The following is a 23,563-nucleotide window of genomic DNA, read 5'->3' as shown; positions in this document are numbered from 1 at the left end:
GGGGAAGGGCCGCCGGCTGGGGCCGGCGGCGGTGCATCAGTCGACGCTGTGTTCCAGCGCCTGGGCGACGTGCATCAGCACGTTCGCGAAGACGCCGGCGGTCTGCGGGCTGTCGAACTTCGCGAGGGATTCCTCGCTGCGCAGCCGGGCGGCAACGACAGACAGCTGGTTGTGCAGGGCCTGCAGGCGCGCGGTCATCTGGTCCAGCACGGCCACCTGGCCCGAGGCCAGGTCGGACGCACGGATCAGCTCGGAGGCCTCGCGCTGCCCTTCGGCCACCTGGCGCAGGGCGTCCTCGAAGGCGGCCTCGGTCGACTTGCCGTACTGGCCCAGCGCCACCAGCTCGTCGATGGCCTTGGCCAGCGGGAAGAGCCAGGTCCAGATGGAGCGGTTGCGCAGCTCGTTGGCCTTGGCCTGCAGCTCGGCCTTTTGCTGCTCCAGCTGCTTCAGCCGGGCGCGTGCCTGGGCCACCTGCTGCGTCAGGGCCCCGCTGTCGGCCGCCAGCACGGAGCGGTGGCGCGCGGTTTCGTCGGACTTGGCCTGCACCGTGGGCAGCAGGGCGTTCACTTCCTCGGACAGTGCCTTGGCGTGGGCTTGCAGGACCCCGGGCGTCGCCGGGTTCCAGCGGGCGATCTCGAGCTGCACCTGGGCCACGCGTTGCCGCGTGCGCTGGGCGTGGCCGCGAACCGTGTTCCACAGTTCGTTGAGCGTGCGCCCGAAGGCCTCGGCTGCCTGGGCGTGCTGCTGCGCCTGCTGCGTGCCTGGCAGCGTGGCGGTGCCCGCTGCGGCCTGCTGGACGAGCGCGGTGAGTTGGTCGGTCAGAGTCATGGACATGATGTGTTCCTCGGCTGGGGTTGTCAGGCCGCGATGCGGTTCACGAGCGCGGCGGCATTGACCGCGTCCTTCACCACGTCGCCGACGCGGCGGGTCGTGTCCACGGTGCGCGTTGCGCCGGTGACGTTGCGGAGGATGTTTTCCGTGTCGGCCAGCACCAGCTTCACGGACCCGTCGGCCGCGCCCAGGAACACGCGGGCCAGGACCGGAACGTCCGTCTTGCCCTTCTCCAACTGGTCGTACAGCGAGCCGAGGTGGTCGCCCATCACGCTCCAGGCGTTGGCCATGGATTGGGCCGAAGCCTGGGCGCCGGTGGCGCTGTTGTGCAGCGTGCCAAAGTTGACCGCCATGCTGTTGACCAGCGTGGTCTCGGCGCTGATGGTGGCCTGGCGCATCAGCAGGTCACTCTTCAGGTTCAGCAGCCCGGCCATGCCGATGGAAGCACCCACGACGCTGGCGACGCCGGCCGCGGCCAATGCACCGCCGCCCACGCACAAGGCCGCGGCGGCGCCGCCGGTGAAGACGGTGCCGAAGGCGCCGACGACGAACAGCAGACCGCCGGCGATCACGGCCAGCCCGCCCAGCGCAATGCCCACGGCCATGCCGGCGATCTTGCCGTCGATGCCGCCGAGCTGCTCGTTGATGTCCTTGAGCACGCCCTCGTTGCCGTTCAGCAGCGTGTTCAGGTCGATCGTCACGCGCTGGAAGACGGCCGCGTCCTCGGCCAGTCCGCTGCGCAGGACGCCCAGGTCATTTCGCACGCTGATGCTGCGCGCCTGGAAGCCCTGGGTCTGCTCCTGCAGGGCGCGCAGCATGGCCAGCGCTGTCTGGCGCGAAGGCGCGTTCTGGAACTCGTGGCTGATCTCCCGATGCAGCAGGAAATACTGCTGGACGTCGGTGGCCGTGGTCAGCATGCGCGGCTGCAGCACGTCGAGGTAGTTCTTGGAACGCGCCTTGGCCAGGCCCAACTGGTGGTTGGCCTGCTCCTGGATGGGCTTGAGCTTGTCGCTCGCGTTGGCGATGTTGACGGTGGCCTGCTTTTCAACGGTCATGCAGTGGGCCTGCAGGATCAGGCCCGCGGCGGATTGGTCGAGAGCGGCCTTGCCGCTGTCCTTCACGCCTTGGTCGATGGCGATGTCGGTCATGGAAATCTCCTTTGGGGGGTGAGGGTGGATCAGGCGGTGGGGGAATCGATATGGGTCAGCCGCGGCATGGACGCGGGGCTCGACATGAAAGACATGAGCAGCGCTTCGAGCCTGGCGGGCTGGCGCGCCCAGCTGTCATCGAAGGACAGCCCGGAGCCCTTGGCCTGTTCGCACTCGGCGGCCAGGCGCTCCCATTCGGCGCGCAGGGCTTCGGCACGGCTGCCCAGGCCCTGCAGCGCGGCGACGAGGTCGCTGCCCTGCTGACCCACGACCTGCATCACGGCCAGGCCCGCCTCGGCGCGGTAGAGCTGCAGGTACAGGTTGCGCTGCTGGATGACCAGGCTGTTGAGCTTGGTGCGCGCGTCGAAGACGGCCGCGGTGTCGTCGCCGATCTCGCCAATGGTCTCGACCGGGAAGTCGGCAGTCGGCCGCTCCGGCGTGATGCGGGGCCGGCCGGGCTTGTCGGGCCTGGCCTTGCCACCGTCCTTGCCGCCAGCCATGTCGCTGTCCTTGCCGGCCTTGCCACTGTCCTTGTCGCCGGCCTTGACCTTCTCGGCGCCGTCGTCGGCATCCTCCTCGCCATCGTCGTCCTTGGCGGGCTTCCGGGGCGTGTCGCCGGGCTGAAAGGAGAACAGCGAAGACACCCAGGTGACGATGCGCCCGATGCCGCCGCCGACCTTGCGGCTGGAGTCCACCGTGGCTTGCACGGCGGCCGACATGGCTTCGCTCGTCTTGGCGATCTGGGCACGCGCCTGGGCCAGCTCGCCGTCGTCGTCGCCGTCCTCGGCGCCGTCGATGCGGCTCACCTCGGCGTCGATGAGCTTGTCCAGTTCGGCCTGTTCCTCGGCAGCCTGCGTGGCCGCGGCCGTGGCCCTGGCGGCCAGCGCCGCGCTGCGCTGCTCAAACCCGCGGGCCTGCTCCGTCAGCGCACCCAGGAGGGCCTCGACGGCTTCATCGCTGCCATGCGCCTCTTTCTGGATTTCCAGCAGCAGCAGCACGAATTGCTGCATGTCGGTGATGCTGCCGAGTGCCGAGGGCTGCAGCTCGTTCAGCAGCTCGCGGGCCCGGGCCCGCAGCTGCGACTGACGCACCGACAGCATGGCCCGCGCTGTCGTGTCGGTGCTGAAGGGCGCGGCGCCGGGCTGGCGCTCCACGACCATGGCGCGGACCTGGGCCAGCAGGCTGGCGCCCGCCAGCCCGTCGACCGCACTGATCAGCCTGAGGGCACTCAGCCCCTGGCTGCGCTCGATGTTGACGACACTCATGAGAGGTCTCCCGTAAACGTTGAACACGGGGCTCATGGTGTCGGCGCACCCTGCCGGGCGGCAGGGCAACGCGTCTCAATAGCGGGCGCTTCGTCTCAGCGCCTTTGGATGCCGCCGAGGGCGGCCGCGGTCAGAGGTTCTTGCTGGTGCCGGTGCCGACCTCCGCCTCGGGGTCGAAGCGGAACACCCTCTTGTGCGAGCCCACGGCCGTGGCCTTGGGCTTGATCTCCACGACGAGCACGAGCGACATCTCCCAGATGCCCATCTCCTTGTCCACCAGCACGCTGCCCTCGCTGACCTGTCGCTCGTAGAAGGCATTGAGCTTGTCGTCCTTGCCGTGATCGACGACCTTGAACGGGCCGATCGGGATGGCGGTCCCGCCGTCGACGGACTGACCGTACTGAAACGGGGACGGTGAGTAGAAGGTGTCCCGTTCGCGCAGGCGCGGCACGGATTGCAGCGTGCAGTTCTTGATGGTGAACCCACCGAAGTCCTCGGGAGGGGCGTTGCCCTCAGCCCCGCTGAAGGCCGTGACGCAGACGTGCACCGTGTCGTCCTTCTCCAGGTGCACCGAGCCGGCGTGGCGGCCGACCTGGCGCATCAGGTTGCGCCCGCCCTGGCTCTCGTCGATCACCTGCCAGCACAGGAAGGGGCTGAGCTGGTGGATGTCGAAGCTGACGTTGAGCAGGAGCAGGTCATTCAGGAGGCTGGATGGTTTCATGGCAGTCCTTGGGTGATGGTCTGGTGGAAGGCACGCGAGCGCCGCAGCGCCTGCAGGTCGGGCTCCTGCTCGACGGACGACAGGGGATAGCCCAGCTTCAACGCCCGCTGCAGGTGGGCGAGCGCCCGCGTGCGGTCACCGCTGAGTTCGTAGGCCATGCAGGCCCTGAAGGCCACGTCGGGCGACTTGGGCGCGGCGGCCACGGCGGCTTCGGTCCAGGCGCGCGACTGCGCCGCCTCGCCCAGCCGTGCGGCATACACGCCCGCCCGGCTCAGGTGGGTGGGCTCGGGCTTGTCGCCACCCAGGCGGGGCGACAGCAGCTGCAGCGCGTGGCGGTAGGCGGCTTGCGCCCCGGCCTCGCGGCCGGGCACCCAGCGCAGGGCATCGGCCAGGTTGGCCCATTTCAGGTAGTCGTTCGGGTTGCCCTTGCTCTCGGACACCGCGCTCTCGAAGGCGCTGGCGGCTTCCGCATACCGGCCCCGCGCAAAGAGCGCCGTGCCGAGGTTGCTGTAGAGCCGCCCCTCGGGCCGCGCCGCGAGGCCTTGCTGCAGCACCTGCAGGGCGTCGTCGCCGCGCCCCAGCCTCTGCAGGGTGGCGGCGAGATTGGCGTGGCCTGCGGCCACCAGGGGCGCCAGCCGCACGGCGGCGCGGAACGCGGTCTCGGCCTCGGCGTATCGGCCACCCTGGTAGAGCAGCGTGCCGAGCGCGTTGTGCAGCACGGGCTCGTCGGGGTAGGCCGCCAGCGCCGCGTCCAGCGCCTGACGCGCGGGCTCGGCCTGTTGCTGCTTGGTCAGCAGCTCGGCCTTGCCCAGCAGCGCATGGAAGTCGCGCGGGTCCAGCACGAGGGCGCGGTCGTAGGCCTGCAGCGCTGGCCCGGCCTGCCCGGCGGCCGCCAGGTAGCGCCCGCGGGCGGCTTGGGCAACGGCGAGCTGGTCGTCGGCCTGCACCGCGACCTGGGACGCCGCATTGGCGCGCTCCAGCCAGGCCGCGTCCGAGGCGTCGCTGCCGTCGCGCAGGCAGTAGGCAATGGCCAGCAGCGCCGCGGCGGGGGCATCATGGGGGTGTGACTCCAGCACGCCCTTGAGCAAGGCCACCGCGCGGTCCAGGTGGCCGGGCTCGTCGAAGCGCATCAGCAGGCGCCGGGCCTGCGAGACGCTCTCCTGGGGTGCAAGTGCCGGCGCAGGTGCCGGCGCCTGGGTGTTGGCCGGCAGGTACCGGGTGGCGATGATCACGCCGCCCCACAGCGCGGCGGCACTGGCAAGCAATGAAATCGGCAGCACAGCGCGCCGAAGGTGCCGGCGCCAGGGCAGGCGGGGGTGCGGCGGCGCCGGGCCCTCGGTGGGCAGCCCGGTTTGGCGCAGCGCGCGGGCGACGTCGGCCATGCCGGGCGGGCGCTGCGCCGGCTCGCGGCGGGTCATGCGCTCGGCCAGCGCGCAAAGCGGATCAGCGGCGGCGAGCTCCGGCGCGACAGGCCCAGCCGTCTCGGACAGCTTGCGATGCGCCACGGCGAAGTCGCCCTCGCCGGCAAAGGCCTGCCCGCCCTGCAGCAGTTCGAACAGCACCAGGCCCAGCGAGTAAATGTCAGCCGCCGGCCCGGGCCGGGCGCCGAGCAGCACCTCCGGCGCCATGTAGCGCAGCGTGCCGACGGGCGTGACGGGCCCGGAGGCGGTCTTCAGCACGTCGATGCGCCTGGCGATGCCGAAGTCGAGGATGCGCACACGGCCGGCGTCGTCCAGCATCAGGTTACCCGGCTTGATGTCGCCATGAACGATGCCGGCGGCGTGGGCCTGGGCGAGTGCGTCGGCCACCTCGGCGACCCAGGCCCGCGCCTGCTGCGGCTCGGTGGGGCCATCAGCGATGACGGCGGCCAGCGTGCGGCCCTGCACGAGCTCCATCACGATGCAGACGCTGTCGGCCTGCTGCACCACGTCGTGGATGGCGACGATGGCCGGGTGGCTCAGCCCGGCCGCGAGCCGCGCCTCCACCAGCGCGTCGCCGCTGCCCCAGCCCACGCGCTTGATGGCAACGGCCCGCTCCAGCTGCCGGTCCCACGCCTCATGCACCGAGCCCGCGCCGCCGCGGCCGATCAACCGCTTGATGTCGTACCGCGTCGCCAGCACGGGGTTGGCCGGCAAGCCGTCCATTCCGTGAAGCGGCCATGCCGCAGGTTTCTCGGCCTGCGATTCAGCGATACCTTCGTGGCGCTCCATGTATGCGGCGACTCCATGCGCACGTTCGGCGCGTCGCGGGTGCTGGCCCGGCGCGCTACCGCGCAGCTGAAGGCTCACAACAGTCGCTTGGACGGCATCCTACAAGAAGTAGTTAGGGGAACAGAGGTGTTGAAGGCGTCGCGGTCTGCGATCCGGGGTGCGATTGGCACGTCCGTTGCGCTGCGAACGGCAGCAGCCCGCCTGTTGCGGACATTGCCGCGCCCTGCCGGTCCCGAGCTGGCATCGGCGACGCTAAAGCTTGCTGACGGCCTCGTAGCGGGCCGCGCCCACGACGCCGAAGACGGCGCGCGTGGTCTGGCCGTCGAGGTGGGTGACGGCGATGGCCTGCTGCAAAGGCATCTGGCTGATGACAGGCTGCGAGCCCATGGCGGCCCGGCGTGAGGCCTGGATCTCGGCCAGTTCAATGGAGCGGACGACAGCGTCCGTCGCCACGACGGTAGGAAGCTTCATCAACCAACAAATGACGGCTGCATCGCGCGGCACCATTGCCGCAGCGGGGTCGACAAGGCTCGCGTAGCCGGAGCCCGCCTGACTCAACCCGGCATCGTAGGCAATCGACGGGCCCGGGCTGGGTGCGAACCCGCATGGCGTGTGGCGAATTGCCGCTTGGCGGTGTTTGCGGCGCGCCGGCCGAAGCCGCGTCAGGCCGAAATTGCCGGCGCCCCGACCTCATCCATCAGGGCCATGCGCGTGGCCTCGTCGGCGGGGAAAAGATGCTCCACCTTCAGAGACGCCAGCGTGATGTCCAGCGGCGTGCCGAAGCTGGTGAAGGCGGAGAAGAAGCTCAGCGTCTGGCCGTCGGCGGCGCGCAGGCGCAATGCCAGCACGGGCAGGCCGCTGGGCTCGATGGCGCCCCAGGGGCGCAGGGAGGGCCTCAGCTCGTCGAGCAGGGCGCGCAGGCGCGGCAGGTGCTCGGCCTCGCGGCTGGCGCGCGCCCACATCTCGCCGCACAGCTCGGCCTCGTTGACGCACAGGGCACGCAGGCCATCGGGGCGGAAGACGGCGCGCAGCAGGTTGAAGGGTCCCGCCAGCAGGTGGTCGGCCGGCAGGCCGAGCAGCCCCAACAGCCGCACCAGGCCGGCATTGGCCATGACGAGGTTGTATTCGCCGTCCAGCACCAGCGCCGGCGTCGGGTCGTGGGCGTGCAGCAACTGTCCCAGCGCGGCGCGCACGGGCGCCATCTCGGGCGCGTCCAGCGCGCGCTCGGTATGGGCAGGCGCATAGCCGGCCGCGAGCAGGGCCTGGTTGCGTTCCTCCAGCGTGGCGCCGAGGGCATCGAGCAGGGCGATCAGCGTCTCGCGGCCAGCGCGCGAGCGGCCGGTCTCGATGCAGCTGAGATGGCGTTGCGAGACGCCGGTGCGCAGCGACAGCTCGAGCTGGCTGACGCGGCGCGATTTGCGCAGGGCGGCGAGGGTGGCGGTCATGGTGATGGCGTGGGCAGCAGGTGCAGGGTAGCCGCTGCCAGCAACAACAGCAGCGCGGCGACGTCCAGCTTGAAGACCGTGGCCAGGGCCGGTGGCAACGGGCCCGCCTGCAGCGCCAGCAGCAGGAAGGACGCGACGCTGACCAAGCCGGCAACGAGGCCCAGGCCGCGCAACGCGGGCTGCCAGGCGGCCCAGGCCAGCAGCGCCGCGAGCAGCCCGAAGAGCACGGCGCGATGTCGCAGCAGCAGTTCGAGGGCGGGGTCGCGGGCGTCGACGCCGTAGAGGGTGGACAGCCTGGTGGCGCCCAGCACGCCGGCCAGTGGCAGGGCATGCAGCAGGGCGACCAGGGCCAATGTGATGGGGACAAGCAGCTTCATGAGGACTGACCATAGGCCATGCATCGCGCGGCTGCGATGACCTCGGAGGTCATTGCGGCGACGCACTCGGCTGCCGAACATGACGCCATCAACCACTCCCCAAGGAGATCGTCATGAGAGTCGTCCTCATCCTCGTCCTCGCCGCCTTCGGCCTGTTCTCGACCTATGTGATGTGGCAGGTCGGCTACCTCGGCATCTGGCAGGCCGGCATGAGCAGCGTGGGTGCCTGGCAGGTGCTGGCGGACCTGGTCATCATGTCCTGGATCGCGCTGGGCTTCATCTGGCGCGACGCCAGGCAGACGGGTCGCACCGTCTGGCCGTTCGCACTGATCACGCTGGCCGCAGGTTCGTTCGGGCCGCTGCTCTATCTGCTGCTCAAGCCCGCGGGCCGCGACAGGGCGTTGAGCGCCGCTTGAAGATTGGCCCGCGCGGGCGCCTCGAAGCGCTCGCGCAGGGCCGGTGTGCCGTAGAGCGCCGGCCGCGCGACGAACCCGGCCAGGATGGCGGCTCGCTTCTCGCTGAAGACGGCCGGCGGCACATGGGCGTACTCGCGGCGGATCTGCGCCTCGTACTCGGCAAAGCGCGCCGGCGCGGCGCCGAGGATGGCGAGGTCGACGTCGACCAAGAGCTGCTCGTCGGCCGTCTGCGGCGCGACGCTGTGGCGGGTGGCCAGCACCAAGGCCGCAACGCGCTCACCGGTGTCGGTCGAGGCACCTGCGCCAAGCAGCGCCGTGCGGGCCCAGTCGGCGCTCAGCGCTTCGTTGTCATGGCGATGCACGTCGTAGATGGCGTCGTGGAACCACAGCGCGATCTCGACCTCGGCGGGCCGTTCGGCCAGATGGGCGAACTCGCCGAACAAGGCCAGGCATTCGTCCAGATGCTGCCGCGTGTGATAGCCGCGATGCGGCTCGGCATAGCGGGCCAGCAGCTCGGCCTGCAAGGCTTCGCCGCCACCGGCGCCAAGCGCTGTCCAGGCCCGCTTCATGCCGACGGCTGGCCGAACATCATGCGGTGGCCGTCGATCGTCCTGACGCCGAACTCGCGCATGCCCCAGGGCTCGTCGCGCAGCGGCTTGATGAAGTCGGCGCCCTTGCCTTGGAGTTCGGCATGCAGGGTGTCGATGGCGTCGACCTGCAGATAGGCGAAATAGCTGTGGTCGCCGAGTTGTGCGGGCGGCAGCGCATCGGCGCATTCGCCGGCCATGATGACGCAGGCATCGCGCTCCAGCCAACACCAGCCGGGGTCGCCCATGTCGTGCACGGTGAAGCCGAGCACGTCGCGGTACCAGGCCGCCGAGCGCGCGAGGTCGGGCACGGCGAGGACATAGCGGGCTTGGGTCAGCATCGGGCCATGTTAGGGCGGCTTGACCTCGGATATTGCCTGGACGATGGACACCACAGCCCAAGGGCAGGAAGCGGCTGACACGCCGATGGGCGTTCCTCCGACCACGGGCCGCCGGGCGCGGGCGTTGAATGGACTCCTCTACCTTGGAGATTTGCCATGCTCAACAAGACCCTCCTCGCTTCCTGCCTGGCCGCAAGCCTTGGCTTGGGCGCAGCCACCCTGCCCACCGCCGCGACGGCACAGGCCAGCGTGTGGGTTCAGGTGGCACCACCGGCGCCGCGGCATGAGGTGGTTCCCGCTGCGCGCCGGGGCTATGTCTGGGTGCCCGGCTACTGGAACTGGAACGGTCGTCGCCACGTCTGGCAACGCGGTGTCTGGATGAAGGAACGCCATGGCTATTCCTACAACCAGCCGGCCTGGGCCGAACACGATGGCCGCTGGGAATTCAGGCGCGGCGGCTGGGCGCGCGGCGACGCAGACCGGGATGGCGTGCCCAATGGCGCCGACCGCCGGCCCAACGATCCGCACCGCCGCTGATTCCGGCCTGGGACCGCCCGCTGCTCAGCCAGCGGTCCCGGACTCAGTCCTGGTTTTTCGCCAGGCGCGCTGCGAGCTTCATCAGCGTAGGAACTCGCTTCCTGCCGTGCATGGCGCGCAGTCGCGCCTTGGCCGCGCCAATGTCGATGCCTGCGCACGTCACCAGCAGCGGCTGCGTTTCCTCTTCTCGCATGACTTCAAACTGCGCCGACAGGCCTGGCAGGCTCCTCTTTGAAACGCCGACGATGGGCACCATGCCGCCCAGTGCGTGGTACAGGTGCTGGCCAAGGCCCGGCGTTTCGTCGGCATCCAGATGGACGAAGCCGTCAAGCAGGACGAGTTCAGGCTCCAGGCCGTGCTCGCGCAACAGCTGCATCACGCAGGGCAGTTCCCGCAGGTCGAGTTCTCCTCTTGCAGCCTTCTCCACATGGACGATGCGCGAGACATAGGTCCTGCTCGCGTCCGCGGCATCCCAGGCGTCGAAAGCCACCGCGGCAACGATCGCCTGCGCACCATCGAAATGAACAGCGATCACGAGTTTCATGCAGCAGCCTCAGGCGCGTTTTGCCCCGCGCCGCCGCCATAGCTTGCGCGCTATCCACAGCGCCAGCCCGATGACGAAGGCCCAGGGCAGCAGATAGGCCGTGCCCGTGATGGCCGTCGCGACCCCCTGCGACAGGCTGCCACCAAAGTCCGACAGGGCGAGCGCGACCGGGCTCCAGAGCGAGTGGCTGCGCTCGGTGCGGATGTTGATGTCGAGGGTCTCGGTCTCCACGCGCTGAAGCAGGTAGGCATGCTTGCCATTCGCCGCCTCCAGCTCGCTCTGCACTTGCGCCAGCTCGTGAGTCACCTTGATCAAGGCATCCACATCGTTGCCGGCGCGCTTGCGCAGGACCTCCAGCTCGCTGCGGTAGCTTGTCAACATGGCCAGCTTCTTCTCGCCATCCTGGATCGGCCCGGCGAGGTCCTCCGCCTGGGTGGACTGCTCCGTCACATCGGCCTGCTTGCCCAGCGTCGCGATGAGCTTCTGGATGCCGCCGGGCTTGGCGCGCAGGCGCAGGAATGCCGTCGCGGAGCGGCCCGTGCTGATGCGCGATTCCAGCACGGTGCAAAGCTCCGCCGCGGACTGGGTGCAGGCGGCCAGCGCCGCTTCATGAAGTGCGGCGACCTTGCCCTCCGGCGCGTCGAGCTGGATCGCATGCCTGTACGCCAGCGTGCGGCGCGCACCGTCGGCCGCCGCATCACGCGCGACCGAAACCACCTTGGCTCCCGTGACCGGGCCCGATTCATCCGGGCGGGAACAGCCGGTGATGATCACCAGGAAGAGGCAAGCGATCAGCAGACGATGCATCGGATCTCCGGCGGGAGGGAGGGGGCATGGGGCGGCTGGATTAGCCACGTGGAGCGACCGGCCAGACTGTCGCATGAGGCCCGGCCCCCTCAACCGCCACGCGCCTTCTCGCGCTCCTGCAGCGCCCGCCACATCACCTTGCCCGCGCCGCTCTTGGGCAGGGTGTCGACGAACTCGATGAGGGCCGGCACCTTGTAGACGGCCATGTTGGCGCGGCACCAGTCACGCAGCTGTTCTTCGGTCAGGGACTCATGGCCGGCGCGCTTGACGACGACGGCCTTGACGGTCTCGCCGCGGTAGGCATCGGGCGCCGAGATGATGCAGGCCTCGGCGATGCCGGGGTGGGCGTGCATCAGGTTCTCGACCTCGGAGGGCCAGACCTTGAAGCCGCTCGCGTTGATCATGCGCTTGAGCCGGTCGGTCATGAAGAAGTAGCCGTCGGCATCCGCGTAGCCGATGTCGCCGGTGCGGAAGAAGCGCTTGCCGTCGATCTCGACGAAGGCGGCCGCCGTCGCGTCGGGGCGGCGCCAGTAGCCGTCGAAGACCATGGGCCCGTGGACGAGAATCTCGCCGGCTTCGCCGACGGGCAGCTCCTTCAGCGTGTCGGGGTCGACGACGCGCGAGTCGCAGCTCAGGTAGGGCACGCCCAGGCATTGCTGCTTGGGCGCGTCGTAGGGGTTGCTGTGGCTGGGCGCGGCCGTCTCGGTCAGGCCATAGCCTTCCATGTAGCGCAGGCCATAGCGTTGCCACAGCCGCTCGGCAATCGCCTGCGGCATGGACGCGCCGCCGCCGCCGATGGTGACCATGCTGCTGAGGTCGAAGCCGTCGACCTGCGGGCTGGCCAGCAGGTCGATGACCATGGTGGGGATGTTGGTCCAGCGCGTGACGCGGTGGCTGGCGATGAGGCGGGCCGCGTACTCGCGCTGCCAGCGCGGCATCAGCACCAGCGCCGCACCGGCCGCCAGCGTGCCGTGCATGACGACGACCATGCCGGTGATGTGGAACATGGGCACGACACCGAGCACGACGTCTTCGTGGCTGACATTGGCCCACAGGCCACCCGCGAAGATGTTGTGCTGCAGGCTGCGATGGCGGTGCATGCAGCCCTTGGGATGGCCCGTCGTGCCGCTGGTGTAGGGCAGCAGGGCGAGGTCGTCGGCGCCCACGGTCATGGCCGGTGCCGGGGCCGTGCAGGCGAGGGCGTCGGCCCAGGGCGTGGCGCCGGCGGGCAGGGCGATGTCGGTATTCAGCCAGTCGGCCCAACCCGCGGGCAGGCCTGCGCCGTCGCTGTGGCCACCCGGCAGCACTTCGGCCAGGCGCGTGACGACCAGGTTCTGCGCGGCCACGCCGGCCGACAGCCATTCGGCGCTGAGGTCGGCGCTGGTGATGGCCAGCACCGCGCCGCTGTCCTCGATGAGGTGCTTGAGCTCCGCCGCCTTGTTCATCGGGTTGACCGGCACGACGACGGCATCGACGCTGAGGATGGCGTAATGGGCGATGACGAGCTGCGGGCAGTTCTGCAGCCCCACCAGCACGCGGTCGCCCTTTTTGATGCCGCGCTGGGCCAGCCAGCCCGCCAGGCGCGCCACCTGGGCGGCCAATTCGGCATAGGTCGTCGTCTGGCCCAGGAAGACCAGCGCCGGCCGATGCGGGAAGCGGCGTGCGCTGACGAGCAGGTTGTCGGGCAGGGCCGTGGCCGGCGGCTCGATGGCGTGCGGCACGCGGACGGGCCAGAACTTGTGATGTGCTCGGGGGGTCGTCATTCGGCTGTCTCCGTTTTCCTCTGCGCGACGACGAGGTAGACGCCGAGCAGCGTCACCCCCATGCCGGCGATGGCTTGTGCGCCGAGTGTCTCGCCGAACAGCAACCACGCCATCACCGAGGTGACAGAGGGCACCAGATACATGGTGCTTGACACGGCCGTCACGCGGCCATGGCGCAGCATGTGGAACATCAGGCTGATGCCGCCGGCCGTCAGCACCAGGATGCTCCAGGCCATGGCAACCAGCACATGGGCATTCCATTCGATGTGCATGGGCTCCAGCCACCAGGCCAGCGGCAGGGTGACGGCCAGTGACGCCGCGAACTGCACGACCTGGCCGGTGCGCAGGTCGAAGTGGGGCACGAAGCGCTTCTGGTACAGCGTGCCGCCGGTGATGGCGAGCAGGGACATCAGGCACAGCAGCAGCGGCGGGCCATAGCTCGCGCCGAGGTTGAGCTTGTGCCAGATGACGAGGACGACGCCGGCCAGGCCCAGGGCCACGCCCAGCCATTGCCGCGGCGAGACACGCTCGCCGATCAGCGGCGCCAGCGCGGCGACCAGCACGGGCTGCAGGTTGACGATGAGCGCCGCCGTGCCGGCCGGCAGGCCTTGGCGGATGGAGACCCAGACGCCGCCGAGGTAGAGGGCCTGGATGCCCAGGCCGGCGACCGCCAGATGGGCCATCGCGCGCGGCGACGGCCAGGCCGCGCGCGCCGCCAGGGCCAGGCCCAGCATCAGCGCGATGACGCCGACATAGCGCCAGGCGAGGAAGGTCAGTGGGTCGGCATAGGGCGCGGCCAGCTTGGCGACGATATAGCCGGTGGCCCAGATGAAGATGAAAAGCGGCGGGGCCAGGCGGTCGAGTGCGGACATCGAGCCATCATGCCTAAGCACCCAAGACCTTGGCACTCATCAGGCGCACCAGTTCGGCCGGCTCGGGCAGCGGCCCGGCCAGCGGCAGGCCGGCAAAGGCCGCATCCAAACTCAGGTGTGACAGGCCGTGGGCCAGGCTCCAGCCGGTCAGCGCGATCAGCGGGCCGGAACTGGCGTCGAAGCGCGTCGCGGCGTCCAGCAGCACGCGGAAGGACGCCTCGGCCGCGCGGTCCAGGCCCGGGTTGTGGCTGCGCGAGGCCAGCACGGGGCCGAACATCAGCCGGAAGCGCGCCGGGCGGCGCCGCGCGAAGTCGACATAGGCCGAGGCGATGGCGAGCAGCTGCTCGCGCGCATCCGCCGGGTGGGCGTCGACGCCGGCCTGCATGGCCGCGCCGAGCTGCCGGAAGCTGCGCTCCGCCAGCGCCGCCAGCAATTCGGGCAGGCCGGCGAAGTGGTGATAGGGCGCCGCATGCGAGACGCCGGCGCCGCGCGCCACGTCGCGCAGGCTCAGGGCGGCGGCGCCGCGCTGGGCCAGCAGGGCCTCGGCGGCGTCCAGCAGGGCCTCGCGCAGCTCGCCATGGTGATAGGCACCGGCCGCCTTGGCGCGCGGGCGCGGCGGGCGGTCCGCGGCGGGCCTGGCCGCCGCCTGGGTGGCTCGCGGCGCCCTCGCTGGTTGAGCGGCGCCTGTCTTGGCGGGCGGTCGGGTCGAAGCAGGCTTGCTCATGCGCCGCATCTTGCCATCGTCAAGATCAAGGTGGATACTGCCGACATCTTTACACCGTCAAGATCATGCGTTGGCTTGCATGGTTGGACGGACAGCAAGGAAAGAGCGGCCATGTATCACGCCATCGTCCGGCGCAAGCTGTTGAACGCCTTTGCCGAGCTGAATGCGGGGCGCTATGACGGCATCCCGGCCCAGTTCAGGGCCGCGCACCGGCATCACATGGTGGGCGACCATGCCCTCGGCGGCGAGCGCCGCGACCTGGGCGCGACGACGCGCTGGTATGGCCGCCTGCAGCGCCTGCTGCCGGGCCTGCGCTTCGAGGTGGACGGCGTATGGGTCAGCGGCTGGCCCTGGCGCACGCGGGCCGTCGTGGCCTGGCGCGACCGCTTCCAGCTGCCCGGCGGCCGCGAAGGCAGCAACTGCGGCATGCACGAGTTCGAGCTGCGCTGGGGCCGCGTCAGCGCGCTGACGGTGCACTGCGACACGGCCCGGCTGGCGGGCTATCTGGCCGAGGTGGCCGCAGCCGGTCAGCCCGAGGCCTTGGCGGAACCGATCACGGGCTGACGACGCAGGTCAGCCTCGATGAGCTCGCTCAGGCAGGGCAGGCACAGGCAGCCGCTGTACTGCTCGGCGAGCTGCACGCGCAACCTCTCGGTCAGGCGGATGCCGAAGCAGGCGCAGTGGCCGGCGTTGACGCCGCACTCGAAGCCACCGCCACAGCGCGGGCAGCTGGTGTCGAGCAGCGGGCCGTTCATGAACGCCTCTCCTTGAGTGCCGCCACGCAAAGCTCTTCCAGCACGCCCAGGTCCACATCCGCCAGGCGCTTGATGTAGACGCAGCCTTTGCCTTCGCGGTGCTTGCCCAGTTTGGCAAGCAGGGCCGCGCGTTCGGCGGGGATACAGCCGACGTTCAGGTAGAGGCTGATGTCGCCCTTGCCGCCCGCGCCGCTGGCAAAGCCGATCTCGAAGATGTCCCCCTCGCGGCCGCTGTCGTAGACGTAGTGGTGATCGCCAAAACCCACCATGCGGCCCCACATCCTCGGCGGCTGGCCGCTGGTGCGCTGCATCAGCGCGGCCAGCGCCCGGCAGTCGGCCGCGCGCGCCTCGGGCTGGGCCGCGAAGTGGGCTTGGACATCGGCGTCGGTCGGGACGGTCTTGTTGGCGGTCGCCATGGAGCCCTCAGGCCACGGGAGAAGAGGCCGATTGTGTGCCGTCGACGGCCGGGATGGGAGGGGCGAGAGGGCTTTCCTGGCGGGCACCCAGGCGCTCCACGAAGGTGCGGCGCACGCGCTCCGAGCGCAGGAAATAGCTGATCCAGATCGCGCCGAACACGCAGGCGCGGACCGATTCGGCGGAGTCCTTGGCGCCCCACTGCTCGCGCAGCGCCGGGATGATCTGGAAGGCGATGGCGTCGCCCAGCGTCATCACGATCACCAGCACCCACCAGCCGACATAGATGCGCGGCAGATTGCTGCGGCGCTTCACCATCAGCCACAGCAGCAGCAGCGCCCCGGCGCCGATGGCCAGCTGCAGCACGAGGTCGAACAGCAGCGTCGGTGCCCAGAGGGCATGGGCCTTGGTCAGCTCGACCCAGGACTGCACGTCCATGACCCCCGTGGATTCGAGCAGCGACTTGCCGACGCGATACAGCGTGACGGCCAGGCCGATCGGCGGCAGCAGCAGCCAGCCGCCAATGCCGCTGGCCGCCGCGGGGTCCAGCGGCAGGGCAGGCGGCTCGGGATCCCAGCGGTAGAGGCGACGCCCCAGCACGGCCAGGCCGCCCAGCGTCAGCAGCGCGGCGATGAGCGGCAGCCAGTGCGGCGTGCCGGCACCGGCGGATGCCGACCCCGCGGCCTCGCTGCCGCCCGTGTGGGTCAGGCTGAAGCCGACGCCGGTGCGGGCCTTGTCGAGCTGGCCGACATAGCGCGCCATGTCGGCGGCGGCGACGTGATCCTCACGGCTGAGGTAGTGGTCGGTCAGCACCAGGGTGGCGCCCTGCCAGGCTTCTTCGCGGCGCAGCTCGAAGGCCGGGTCCTCGACATGGAGCTTCTCCGGCTTGAGCCCCCAGTTGCCGGGCAGGCGGAATTCGCTGACGAGGGTGAAGTCCACCGGATGGCGCAGCCCCAGCGGACCTTGCCGATTCAGGCCCGAGGGGCGGCGCAGCCACTCCAGCAGGTCGGGCACCTCGAGTTCGCCTTTCCAGCGCGCCTGCTTCTCATCGCGGGTCCAGTAGCTGGGCATGCGGTAGCGCTCGACGATTTCCAGCGTGTTGGCGTCGACGTCGTCGCGCACGCTGAAGGGCTGTTCCACCGTCAGGCCGGGGTAGCTGGCGGCGTAGTAGTCGAGGTATTGCTTCTGCAGGCTGTCCCGCGCGTTGTCCGCCAGCGTCGCGCGCAGCTGCTCGGCGGCCGCGCCGCTCGCCGTCGTCGTGACGGTGAAGCTGGCCGGCTGGTCGAAGCCGGCGCTGGCGTCCAGCAGCGTGCGCACCTGCCGCGTGTGCAGCCGCGCCTGCGGGCCGGCCATGGCCACCATCTCACGGCTGTCGGCGTCGACGAGCAGGGCGCGGCCGAAATCGGCCTGCACCCATTGCGCCACGCCGCGGCCGGCCTGCGGGCTGCGGGTCGGGTCCAGCCAGACGCGGCGGCCGCCGACGTCGGCCTGCACGAGCACGTGGTTGAAGGCTCCCGGGGTGGGCAGCCGGTCGGCAGCGGCCTGGCGCAGGCCGGTGTGCACCAGGGCCGGTCGCGCCGCAATGCCCAGGCCGCGCAGCAGGGCGATGCTGAGCAGGGTCTTGTCCTTGCAGTCGCCGAAGCGCCGCTGCAGCACGACTTCCGGCGCATGCGGCGCGTGCGAGTTCACGCCCATCTCGATGCCGAGATAGCGCACCTCGCGCTGCACGAAGCGCAGGGCGGACAGCAGGCGCTGCTCGGGGTCGCTCGTCTCGGCCGCGATGCGCGCCACCTCGCGATCCACCGCCGGCATGGGGCCCGCGGGCAGGCGGTACAGGGGCTGCGCCCAGTGCGTGACCGCCGCCCAGTTCTCGAATTCGCTCCACTCGACCCAGTTGTAGGGGTCGTACCAGCCGGGGCTGTCGCTGTCGAGCACTTTGGGCGGCACGTTGCGCAGGTCCCAGCGGTGCTCCACCTCGGCGCCGAGGTCGCTGACCTGGGCCGCCGCCGCCTGGTTGTGGAGCTTCCAGTACAGCGGGCGGCCCTTGGGCCAGAGCACGCGGACATGCCGACGCGCGACGGGCGTGTCCCAGTCCAGGTCGAAACTGCCGAAATGGCGGCCACCGAAGACCGGGTTGTCGCCCTGCAGGCTGTAGACATACTCCACCACGTCGCCGACACGCACGTCGTGCAGCGCGACATGGGCGGTGAGGCGGCCGTCGAAGATCAGCGATTCCAGGCTGGACTCGCGCTGCAGCAGCTTCACGGCGCCGGGTGCCACGGTGGACACGGTGCGCCCCGCCCGCTTCACGTCGATGCGGTGGATGACGAKGGTCTGGTAGCTCGGATCGAAACGCAGCTGCACGCTGGCGATCTCTTCGACGCCGCGCTCGTTGACGGCCCGGCTGGCGATATGGTGATAGCTGACCAGGGTGCCGGACACGATGCGCACCTGCTCGTCCGCCAGCAGATAGTGCTGGCCCTTGTTCAGGCCTTCGGCGGGCGCCGCGGCATCCAGCGGCACCGCCTGCGGTTGCACCCAGGCCGGCACGGGTGCAAAACTGAGCCCCCGGGCCACGCTGGCCTGCTGGGCCCAGGCATTGACCGACCCGCCCAGCAGCAGGGCCCACAGCAGCACAACCCCGCCCAGCCGTGCGAGACCCGCAACGGCCAGCTTCTCCCTCAATCCGCGCATCATTGGCGCCTCCCTCTCATCGCGCGGCGATTATGGTCAGGCTCAGGCGAGGTGGGACTGCGGGTCTTCCGGTGGCAGCAGCGGCGTCGCTCGCGCCAGGGCCATCCAGGTCGCGAAATCGGGCTTGCAGGCGCGCTTGGGCGCCGGCCGGGCGAGCTCGAGGTGGCTGGCGTGGCCGATCAGCACGCCGTAGTCGGGCGGGATCTCCTCGGCTTCGGCGATGCCGGCCTTGATGACGAACCAGCACTGGCCGCACAGCGCGCGGTAGGCGGCGGACTTGGCCGGGCGGCGCAGCTCGCCGAGCAGGTCGGCGCGGCTGACCTTGATCTCGTGGATGGCGGGTTCGAGGTAGTCCTCTACCGTGCTGTGGCGGATGGAATAGACGTCGGGCATGGCGTTGACCCAGAGCGTCTTGCCGCCATCCTCTCCATCCAGACCAGGCAGGCCGGCGCGCAGGGTGAGGCCGCGCCAGGCGATGCGGCCGGCGCGCTGCATCTCGGTAGCGACGCGCTCAACCAGGGTCTCATGGGCGTCGCGGGCGGCGCGGTTGCGGGTCAGGGAATCGGCGATCAGCGCGATGCCGGCATCGGTCACGCGCAGGCGCTCGCGGCCGTCGGCCTCCTGCAGGCGCTCCACCCAGCCGGCCGCCAGCAGTTCGATCTCGACCAGGTCCAGGCTGGGCCAGCCGGCGCTGCGCCACAGCAGGCGCAGGCGCTGCAAATGAAAGCGGGTAGGGGCGGGCATGCCGCTATCTTCTGCCAAAGAAAAAGCCCCCGGCCGGTAGGCACGGGGGCTTTGCGAGGAGTCAGCCGAGGCTTACGGGCGCTCGCGCTTGGGCAGGGCGGTCATGCCTTGCGTGGCCGAGCTGCTGGGCACGGCGAAGAAGGTCCAGACGCTGTTGGCCGGGAAGGCCAGGGCGGTGTTGGTGTAGATGGACGTGGCCGAGGTCGGCACGGTCACATCCACCTGCGACGCCGTCGTCGACGAGATGCTGTTGGGCGTGGAAGCCGTACCCGGCAACACATTGGACGCGACGGAGCTGAAGTCGACGTTCAGCGACACGCCCGAGGTCTGGGCGGCGATGGCGTTGACGAGGCGGATCTTCACGTTGCCGGCGACGGTGGGCAGGCGGTTGTCGTCGTTCAGCACCGACATCTTGGGCGCAGCGGCGTCACCCCAGACCAGCAGGGTGTAGTCGTTGCCGGCCGTCAGCGTCGGGGCGTTGAAGCTGACCGCAGCGCCGTTGACGGTGGCGGACAGCGTGCTGGCGCCGGAGGCGGTGGTCACGTAGTCGCTGATCAGCGGGCTGATGGCGCTGCTGAACATCTGCTGGCCGTTGACGTTGGAGCCGACGGCGGCGCCATTGGTCAGGGCTGCGACGGTACGCACGCGCGACTGGGTGTTGGCGAAGTTCTTGACGGCGCCCTTCTGGACCAGGCTGATGCCGTTGACGAGCACGCCGCCATCCGAAGCCGTCAGGATCAGCGTGTTGACGCTGGCCGAGTCGAGCGTGATGGCCGGGATGTCCAGGCGCAGGTCGGTGCGCTTGTTGTAGCCGGTCACGCGCACGCGGAAGGTGCCCGAGTTGATCTGGATGTAGCCGCTGCCGGCGCCGCCCTGGAGGTTGGTCGTCAGCGCGGTGGCGGTGTCGATGGGGTCGGTGGCCGTCGTCACGTAGACGTCCAGCGCGCCGGCGTCCGGTGCCAGGTTCAGCACCAGCAGCTTGGCCTTGTTGGCGTCGGGCACGACTTCAGCTTCCTGCAGCAGCGTGGTGCGGATGGCACCGGCGAAGCCGTAGGTGATGAAGGTGTAGTTGCTGCCCGAGGTCAGCGTGGGCGTCGTGGCCGACACGCTGGTGCCGACGTCGCTGGTCAGCACCTTGGTGGCCGTGGCGTTGGTGTCGACGTCGCCATAGGCGCCGACGCTGGCGTAGGCGACCTTGGTGTTGATGGACTTGTCGTTGACCGACAGATCCAGCGCCGCATAGGAACGCGTGGCATTGAGCAGGCGAACCTGCGTGTTGCTGCTGCCGCCGCCACCGCCACCACAGGCGGTCAGGAATGCAGTGGCCGACAGGCTCAGCGTCAGGACCAGTCGCGTGGCCCAGGGGGTGAATCGCATCGAGAACTCTCCGAAAAAACCAAACCGCCGGGCCGATCCCAAGAACGCGGACTCGCGATTAGAACCCAAGCCGGCGATATCGCCATTTCCGCCACCTAGCACCGGGTGAAGAACTGTTGCTGGAGCCAGGGTCTGCCCCAGGCTGCAGGTGAGGAGAGCACTCCAATTCCGGCGCGTCCGCGTCGGTAGCATCCGCCGCCATGAACTATCCCCACCTCCTCGCGCCCCTGGATCTCGGCTTCACGACGCTGAAGAACCGCGTGCTCATGGGCAGCATGCACACCGGCCTGGAGGATGGACGAAAGCATTTCGAGCGCATGGCGGTCTTTTTCGCCGAGCGCGCCAAGGGTGAGGTGGGGCTGATCGTCACCGGCGGCTTCGCGCCCAATATCGAAGGCTGGGCCAAGCCCTTCGCGGGCACGCTGGCCACGTCGGGCGCGGCGCGGCGCCACAAGATCATCACGGACGCCGTGCATGCCGAGGGCGGCAAGATCGCGCTGCAGATCCTGCACACGGGCCGCTACGGCTATTCGCCGCTGTGCGTGGCGCCGTCGCGCATCCAGAGCCCGATCAGCCCGTTCACGCCGCGCGAGCTCTCGGCCCGCGGCATCGAGCGCCAGATCCGCGCCTTCATCCGCTGCGCCAAGCTGGCCCGCGAGGCCGGCTACGACGGGGTCGAAGTGATGGGCAGCGAGGGTTATTTCATCAACCAGTTCCTGGTGGAACACACCAACCAGCGCACGGACGCCTGGGGCGGGTCTTACGAGAACCGCATGCGCCTGCCGCTGGAGATCCTGGCGCGCATGCGCGAGGCCGTCGGGCCGGACTTCATCATCATCTACCGCCTGTCCATGCTGGACCTGGTGCCCAACGGCAGCAGCTGGGACGAAGTCGTGGAGCTGGGCCGGCGCGTGGCCAAGGGCGGTGCCACCCTCATCAACACCGGCATCGGCTGGCACGAGGCGCGCATCCCGACCATCGCGACCAGCGTGCCGCGCGCGGGCTTCGCCTGGGTGACCGCGAAGCTGCGGGCCAAGCTGCGCGAGGAAGGCATCACGACGCCGCTGATCACCAGCAACCGCATCAACACGCCCGAAGTGGCCGAGGGCGTGCTGGCGGATGGCAGCGCCGACATGGTGTCGATGGCGCGGCCCTTCCTGGCCGACTCGGAGTTCGTCAAGAAGGCCCGCCAGGGCCGGGCCGACGAGATCAACACCTGCATCGCCTGCAACCAGGCCTGCCTGGACCACACCTTCGCGCAGAAGATCTCGACCTGCCTGGTCAACCCGCGCGCGGCCTACGAGCAGGAGATCGTCATCAAGCCGGTGAATGGCGCGAAGAAGCGCATCGCCGTCGTCGGCGCCGGCCCGGCCGGCCTGGCCGCCGCGACGACGCTGGCCGAGCGCGGCCACGCGGTGACGCTGTTCGACGCCGCGGCCGAGATCGGCGGCCAGTTCAATATGGCCAAGCGCATCCCAGGCAAGGAGGAGTTCAGCGAGACGCTGCGCTATTTCGGCCGCCGCATCGAGGTCACCGGTGTCGAGCTGAAGCTGAACCGTCGTGTCGCGGCGGACGACCTGAAGGGCTTCGACGAGGTGCTGCTGGCCACCGGCGTCAGCGCGCGCGATCCGAAGATCAAGGGCCAGGACGAAGGCCAGGCGCGCGGCCAGGTGCTGAGCTATATCGATGTGCTGAGGCACGGCAAGCCGGTGGGTGGGCGGGTCGCCATCGTCGGTGCCGGCGGCATCGGCTTCGACGTGGCCGAGTACCTGCTGGAGGCCGGCCACTCGCTGACGCTGGATCCGGCCGCCTGGCGTCGCCATTGGGGCGTGGGCGACCCGGAACAGGTGCGCGCCGGTCTGCTGCGGCCGGCACCCGAGGCGCCGACGCGCCAGATCACGCTGCTGCAGCGCAAGGCCGGCAAGCCCGGTGCGGGCCTGGGCAAGACGACCGGCTGGATCCACCGCGCGGCACTGAAGATGAAGAACGTCGACATGCTGGCCAGCGTCAACTACGAGCAGATCACGGCCGAGGGCCTGTGGGTCAGCTATGGCGAGAAGCGGGCCGACGCCCAGTTGATCGAGGCCGACACCATCGTGCTGTGCGCCGGCCAGGAGCCCTTGCGCGAGCTGGAGGCGCCGCTGAAGGCCGCGGGCGTCAACGTCCACCTGATCGGCGGCGCGCTGGAGGCCGGCGAGCTGGATGCCAAACGCGCCATCCTGCAAGGCACCAAGCTGGCCTGCACGCTTTAGTTCTGGGACAGCTCCCAGAGCTGGTACAGGGTGTCGCAGTCCTGCTCGACGATCTCCAGGCCCTGAGCCAGGTCGAAGCTGGAGTCGTACCAGCCGCAATCCAGCTTGCGATTGGCGCCGCTGGCCGCCGTGCGCGGGCTGGGCAGGCCGGCCACCGGCAGCTTGGAGTGGGACCAGGGCGACTGCGAGGAGTTGAAGAATTGCATGGGGTGGCTCCGGGTTTTTGAAGGGGCGTCGTCGTGTTCAACGCCATGCCGTCAGCATCGCGGCCGAGGCCTTTGGGGGACATCACCCGGAGGGTGGAGCGAGGGGGGAGAGGGCGGCGCCGCATCCCCCTTCTTCCCCTCTTCTTCCCCCAAAAGGGGGAGACGGCCGCAGGCTAAGCTCGCGGCGCCCATCAGCCGCCCATCGCCTTGATCCCCTCCGCGCCGCCCTTCCAAGCCCCGTTTCGCCCTGCGCCGGCCCAGCGCGGGCTGGTGGCGCTGTTGCTGGCGCTGCTGGCCAGCCCCGGCCTCGTCGTCGCGCTGGGCAGCACCGGGCTGGACCTGCCCGAGCGCCTGGCCACGCTGGGGCTGTCGCTGTGGCTGCTGGCGCTGGTGCCGACGCTGCTGGGCAGCCTGCGCTGGGCAATGCTGGCCTGGACGCCGGCGGTGCTGCTGCTGCCGCCCTATGTCTACCTCTGCCTCAGCCTGGGCAGCCCACCCGGCGACGCCCTGGTCGCCGCGGCGCTGCACACGGC

General features: G+C 70.0%; 26 protein-coding genes. 5 read left to right on the top strand and 21 right to left on the bottom strand.

What is annotated here, in order from left to right:
* Positions 1–36 precede the first annotated feature (36 nt).
* The 8 genes from AC1D2H_RS25380 to AC1D2H_RS25345 form a co-directional block, all read right to left on the bottom strand.
* Positions 37–834: a hypothetical protein gene (locus AC1D2H_RS25380; RefSeq protein ID WP_478012819.1), complete on the bottom strand. Its 798-nt coding sequence runs from the start codon at positions 832–834 to the stop codon at positions 37–39.
* A 23-nt stretch (positions 835–857) separates the two neighbouring features.
* Positions 858–1,979, bottom strand: a complete 1,122-nt coding sequence (locus tag AC1D2H_RS25375) for an HBL/NHE enterotoxin family protein (protein WP_478012818.1) — start codon at positions 1,977–1,979, stop codon at positions 858–860.
* Between the two features lie 29 nt (positions 1,980–2,008).
* Complete coding sequence (locus tag AC1D2H_RS25370; protein WP_478012817.1) at positions 2,009–3,244, bottom strand: hypothetical protein; 1,236 nt, start codon at positions 3,242–3,244, stop codon at positions 2,009–2,011.
* 130 nt (positions 3,245–3,374) lie between these two features.
* The gene (locus AC1D2H_RS25365) at positions 3,375–3,965 is read right to left on the bottom strand and encodes a hypothetical protein (RefSeq protein ID WP_477933441.1); all 591 of its coding nucleotides are present in this window, start codon (positions 3,963–3,965) and stop codon (positions 3,375–3,377) included.
* Positions 3,962–6,100: a protein kinase domain-containing protein gene (locus tag AC1D2H_RS25360; protein ID WP_478012816.1), complete on the bottom strand. Its 2,139-nt coding sequence runs from the start codon at positions 6,098–6,100 to the stop codon at positions 3,962–3,964. The genes AC1D2H_RS25365 and AC1D2H_RS25360 overlap by 4 nt, the downstream gene beginning before the upstream one ends.
* A 327-nt stretch (positions 6,101–6,427) precedes the next feature.
* A complete protein-coding gene (locus tag AC1D2H_RS25355) occupies positions 6,428–6,646 on the bottom strand; it encodes a hypothetical protein (RefSeq protein WP_477933438.1) in 219 nt (72 codons plus the stop codon).
* A gap of 191 nt (positions 6,647–6,837) precedes the next feature.
* Positions 6,838–7,620 (bottom strand): helix-turn-helix domain-containing protein, encoded by a 783-nt coding sequence (locus tag AC1D2H_RS25350; protein WP_478012815.1) that lies wholly within the window; start codon positions 7,618–7,620, stop codon positions 6,838–6,840.
* The gene (locus AC1D2H_RS25345) at positions 7,617–7,997 is read right to left on the bottom strand and encodes a phosphopantetheine adenylyltransferase (protein WP_477933434.1); all 381 of its coding nucleotides are present in this window, start codon (positions 7,995–7,997) and stop codon (positions 7,617–7,619) included. The genes AC1D2H_RS25350 and AC1D2H_RS25345 overlap by 4 nt, the downstream gene beginning before the upstream one ends.
* A gap of 113 nt (positions 7,998–8,110) precedes the next feature.
* Between AC1D2H_RS25345 and AC1D2H_RS25340 the strand changes: the two genes are divergently transcribed.
* A complete protein-coding gene (locus AC1D2H_RS25340; protein ID WP_477933432.1) occupies positions 8,111–8,413 on the top strand; it encodes a DUF2834 domain-containing protein in 303 nt (100 codons plus the stop codon).
* Here the strand turns inward: AC1D2H_RS25340 and AC1D2H_RS25335 are convergent.
* Together AC1D2H_RS25335 and AC1D2H_RS25330 are read right to left on the bottom strand one after the other, a co-directional pair.
* Positions 8,362–8,982 (bottom strand): HD domain-containing protein, encoded by a 621-nt coding sequence (locus AC1D2H_RS25335; RefSeq protein WP_478012814.1) that lies wholly within the window; start codon positions 8,980–8,982, stop codon positions 8,362–8,364. The two genes, AC1D2H_RS25340 and AC1D2H_RS25335, sit on opposite strands and share 52 nt — an antisense overlap.
* Positions 8,979–9,341: a VOC family protein gene (locus tag AC1D2H_RS25330; RefSeq protein ID WP_478012813.1), complete on the bottom strand. Its 363-nt coding sequence runs from the start codon at positions 9,339–9,341 to the stop codon at positions 8,979–8,981. Before AC1D2H_RS25330 ends, AC1D2H_RS25335 begins: the two co-directional genes overlap by 4 nt.
* Positions 9,342–9,497: 156 nt before the next feature.
* On the opposite strand from AC1D2H_RS25330, the gene AC1D2H_RS25325 reads away from it, so the two are divergent.
* The gene (locus AC1D2H_RS25325; RefSeq protein WP_477933426.1) at positions 9,498–9,878 is read left to right on the top strand and encodes a YXWGXW repeat-containing protein; all 381 of its coding nucleotides are present in this window, start codon (positions 9,498–9,500) and stop codon (positions 9,876–9,878) included.
* A 43-nt stretch (positions 9,879–9,921) separates the two neighbouring features.
* Here the strand turns inward: AC1D2H_RS25325 and AC1D2H_RS25320 are convergent, their stop codons facing one another.
* The 5 genes from AC1D2H_RS25320 to AC1D2H_RS25300 all read right to left on the bottom strand — a co-directional run bounded on the left by AC1D2H_RS25320 (position 9,922) and on the right by AC1D2H_RS25300 (position 14,588).
* Positions 9,922–10,422 carry an endonuclease V gene (locus AC1D2H_RS25320; protein WP_478012812.1) on the bottom strand — a complete coding sequence of 167 codons (501 nt, stop codon included), beginning with the start codon at positions 10,420–10,422 and terminating at the stop codon, positions 9,922–9,924.
* A 9-nt stretch (positions 10,423–10,431) separates the two neighbouring features.
* Entirely contained in the window at positions 10,432–11,196 is a 765-nt protein-coding gene (locus tag AC1D2H_RS25315) for a DUF4349 domain-containing protein (RefSeq protein WP_478012811.1), read from the bottom strand.
* A gap of 122 nt (positions 11,197–11,318) precedes the next feature.
* The gene (locus tag AC1D2H_RS25310; RefSeq protein ID WP_478012810.1) at positions 11,319–12,992 is read right to left on the bottom strand and encodes a long-chain-fatty-acid--CoA ligase; all 1,674 of its coding nucleotides are present in this window, start codon (positions 12,990–12,992) and stop codon (positions 11,319–11,321) included.
* Positions 12,989–13,864, bottom strand: coding sequence for a DMT family transporter (locus AC1D2H_RS25305; RefSeq protein WP_477933419.1), 876 nt, complete (start codon positions 13,862–13,864; stop codon positions 12,989–12,991). The genes AC1D2H_RS25310 and AC1D2H_RS25305 overlap by 4 nt, the downstream gene beginning before the upstream one ends.
* A 13-nt stretch (positions 13,865–13,877) precedes the next feature.
* On the bottom strand, positions 13,878–14,588 hold the full coding sequence (locus tag AC1D2H_RS25300) for a TetR/AcrR family transcriptional regulator (protein ID WP_478012809.1): 711 nt from the start codon (positions 14,586–14,588) through the stop codon (positions 13,878–13,880).
* A 111-nt stretch (positions 14,589–14,699) separates the two neighbouring features.
* On the opposite strand from AC1D2H_RS25300, the gene AC1D2H_RS25295 reads away from it, so the two are divergent.
* Positions 14,700–15,152: a nuclear transport factor 2 family protein gene (locus AC1D2H_RS25295; protein WP_478012808.1), complete on the top strand. Its 453-nt coding sequence runs from the start codon at positions 14,700–14,702 to the stop codon at positions 15,150–15,152.
* On the opposite strand, the gene AC1D2H_RS25290 is transcribed toward AC1D2H_RS25295, so the two are convergent.
* The 5 genes from AC1D2H_RS25290 to AC1D2H_RS25270 form a co-directional block, all read right to left on the bottom strand.
* Complete coding sequence (locus AC1D2H_RS25290; protein ID WP_477933413.1) at positions 15,116–15,343, bottom strand: cysteine-rich CWC family protein; 228 nt, start codon at positions 15,341–15,343, stop codon at positions 15,116–15,118. The two genes, AC1D2H_RS25295 and AC1D2H_RS25290, sit on opposite strands and share 37 nt — an antisense overlap.
* Positions 15,340–15,759 (bottom strand): DUF1801 domain-containing protein, encoded by a 420-nt coding sequence (locus tag AC1D2H_RS25285; RefSeq protein WP_477933411.1) that lies wholly within the window; start codon positions 15,757–15,759, stop codon positions 15,340–15,342. The genes AC1D2H_RS25290 and AC1D2H_RS25285 overlap by 4 nt, the downstream gene beginning before the upstream one ends.
* A gap of 7 nt (positions 15,760–15,766) precedes the next feature.
* Entirely contained in the window at positions 15,767–18,451 is a 2,685-nt protein-coding gene (locus tag AC1D2H_RS25280) for a DUF3857 domain-containing protein (protein ID WP_478012807.1), read from the bottom strand.
* 42 nt (positions 18,452–18,493) lie between these two features.
* Positions 18,494–19,195, bottom strand: a complete 702-nt coding sequence (locus AC1D2H_RS25275) for a hypothetical protein (RefSeq protein ID WP_478012806.1) — start codon at positions 19,193–19,195, stop codon at positions 18,494–18,496.
* A gap of 72 nt (positions 19,196–19,267) precedes the next feature.
* Entirely contained in the window at positions 19,268–20,572 is a 1,305-nt protein-coding gene (locus AC1D2H_RS25270; protein ID WP_477933406.1) for a DUF4397 domain-containing protein, read from the bottom strand.
* A gap of 200 nt (positions 20,573–20,772) precedes the next feature.
* Here AC1D2H_RS25270 and AC1D2H_RS25265 point away from each other — a divergent pair, with 200 nt between their 5' ends.
* Positions 20,773–22,824, top strand: a complete 2,052-nt coding sequence (locus AC1D2H_RS25265) for an oxidoreductase (RefSeq protein WP_478012805.1) — start codon at positions 20,773–20,775, stop codon at positions 22,822–22,824.
* Here AC1D2H_RS25265 and AC1D2H_RS25260 read toward each other — a convergent pair.
* Positions 22,821–23,030: a hypothetical protein gene (locus AC1D2H_RS25260; protein ID WP_478012804.1), complete on the bottom strand. Its 210-nt coding sequence runs from the start codon at positions 23,028–23,030 to the stop codon at positions 22,821–22,823. The two genes, AC1D2H_RS25265 and AC1D2H_RS25260, sit on opposite strands and share 4 nt — an antisense overlap.
* Before the next feature lie 207 nt (positions 23,031–23,237).
* Between AC1D2H_RS25260 and AC1D2H_RS25255 the strand changes: the two genes are divergently transcribed.
* Positions 23,238–23,563, top strand: a 326-nt coding sequence (locus tag AC1D2H_RS25255; RefSeq protein ID WP_478012803.1) for a hypothetical protein, incomplete at its 3' end; no start/stop codon positions are given.

The organism is Roseateles sp. P1_C1_2 (genome assembly GCF_056406535.1).
This window is presented reverse-complemented; position numbering and strand designations above follow the sequence as displayed.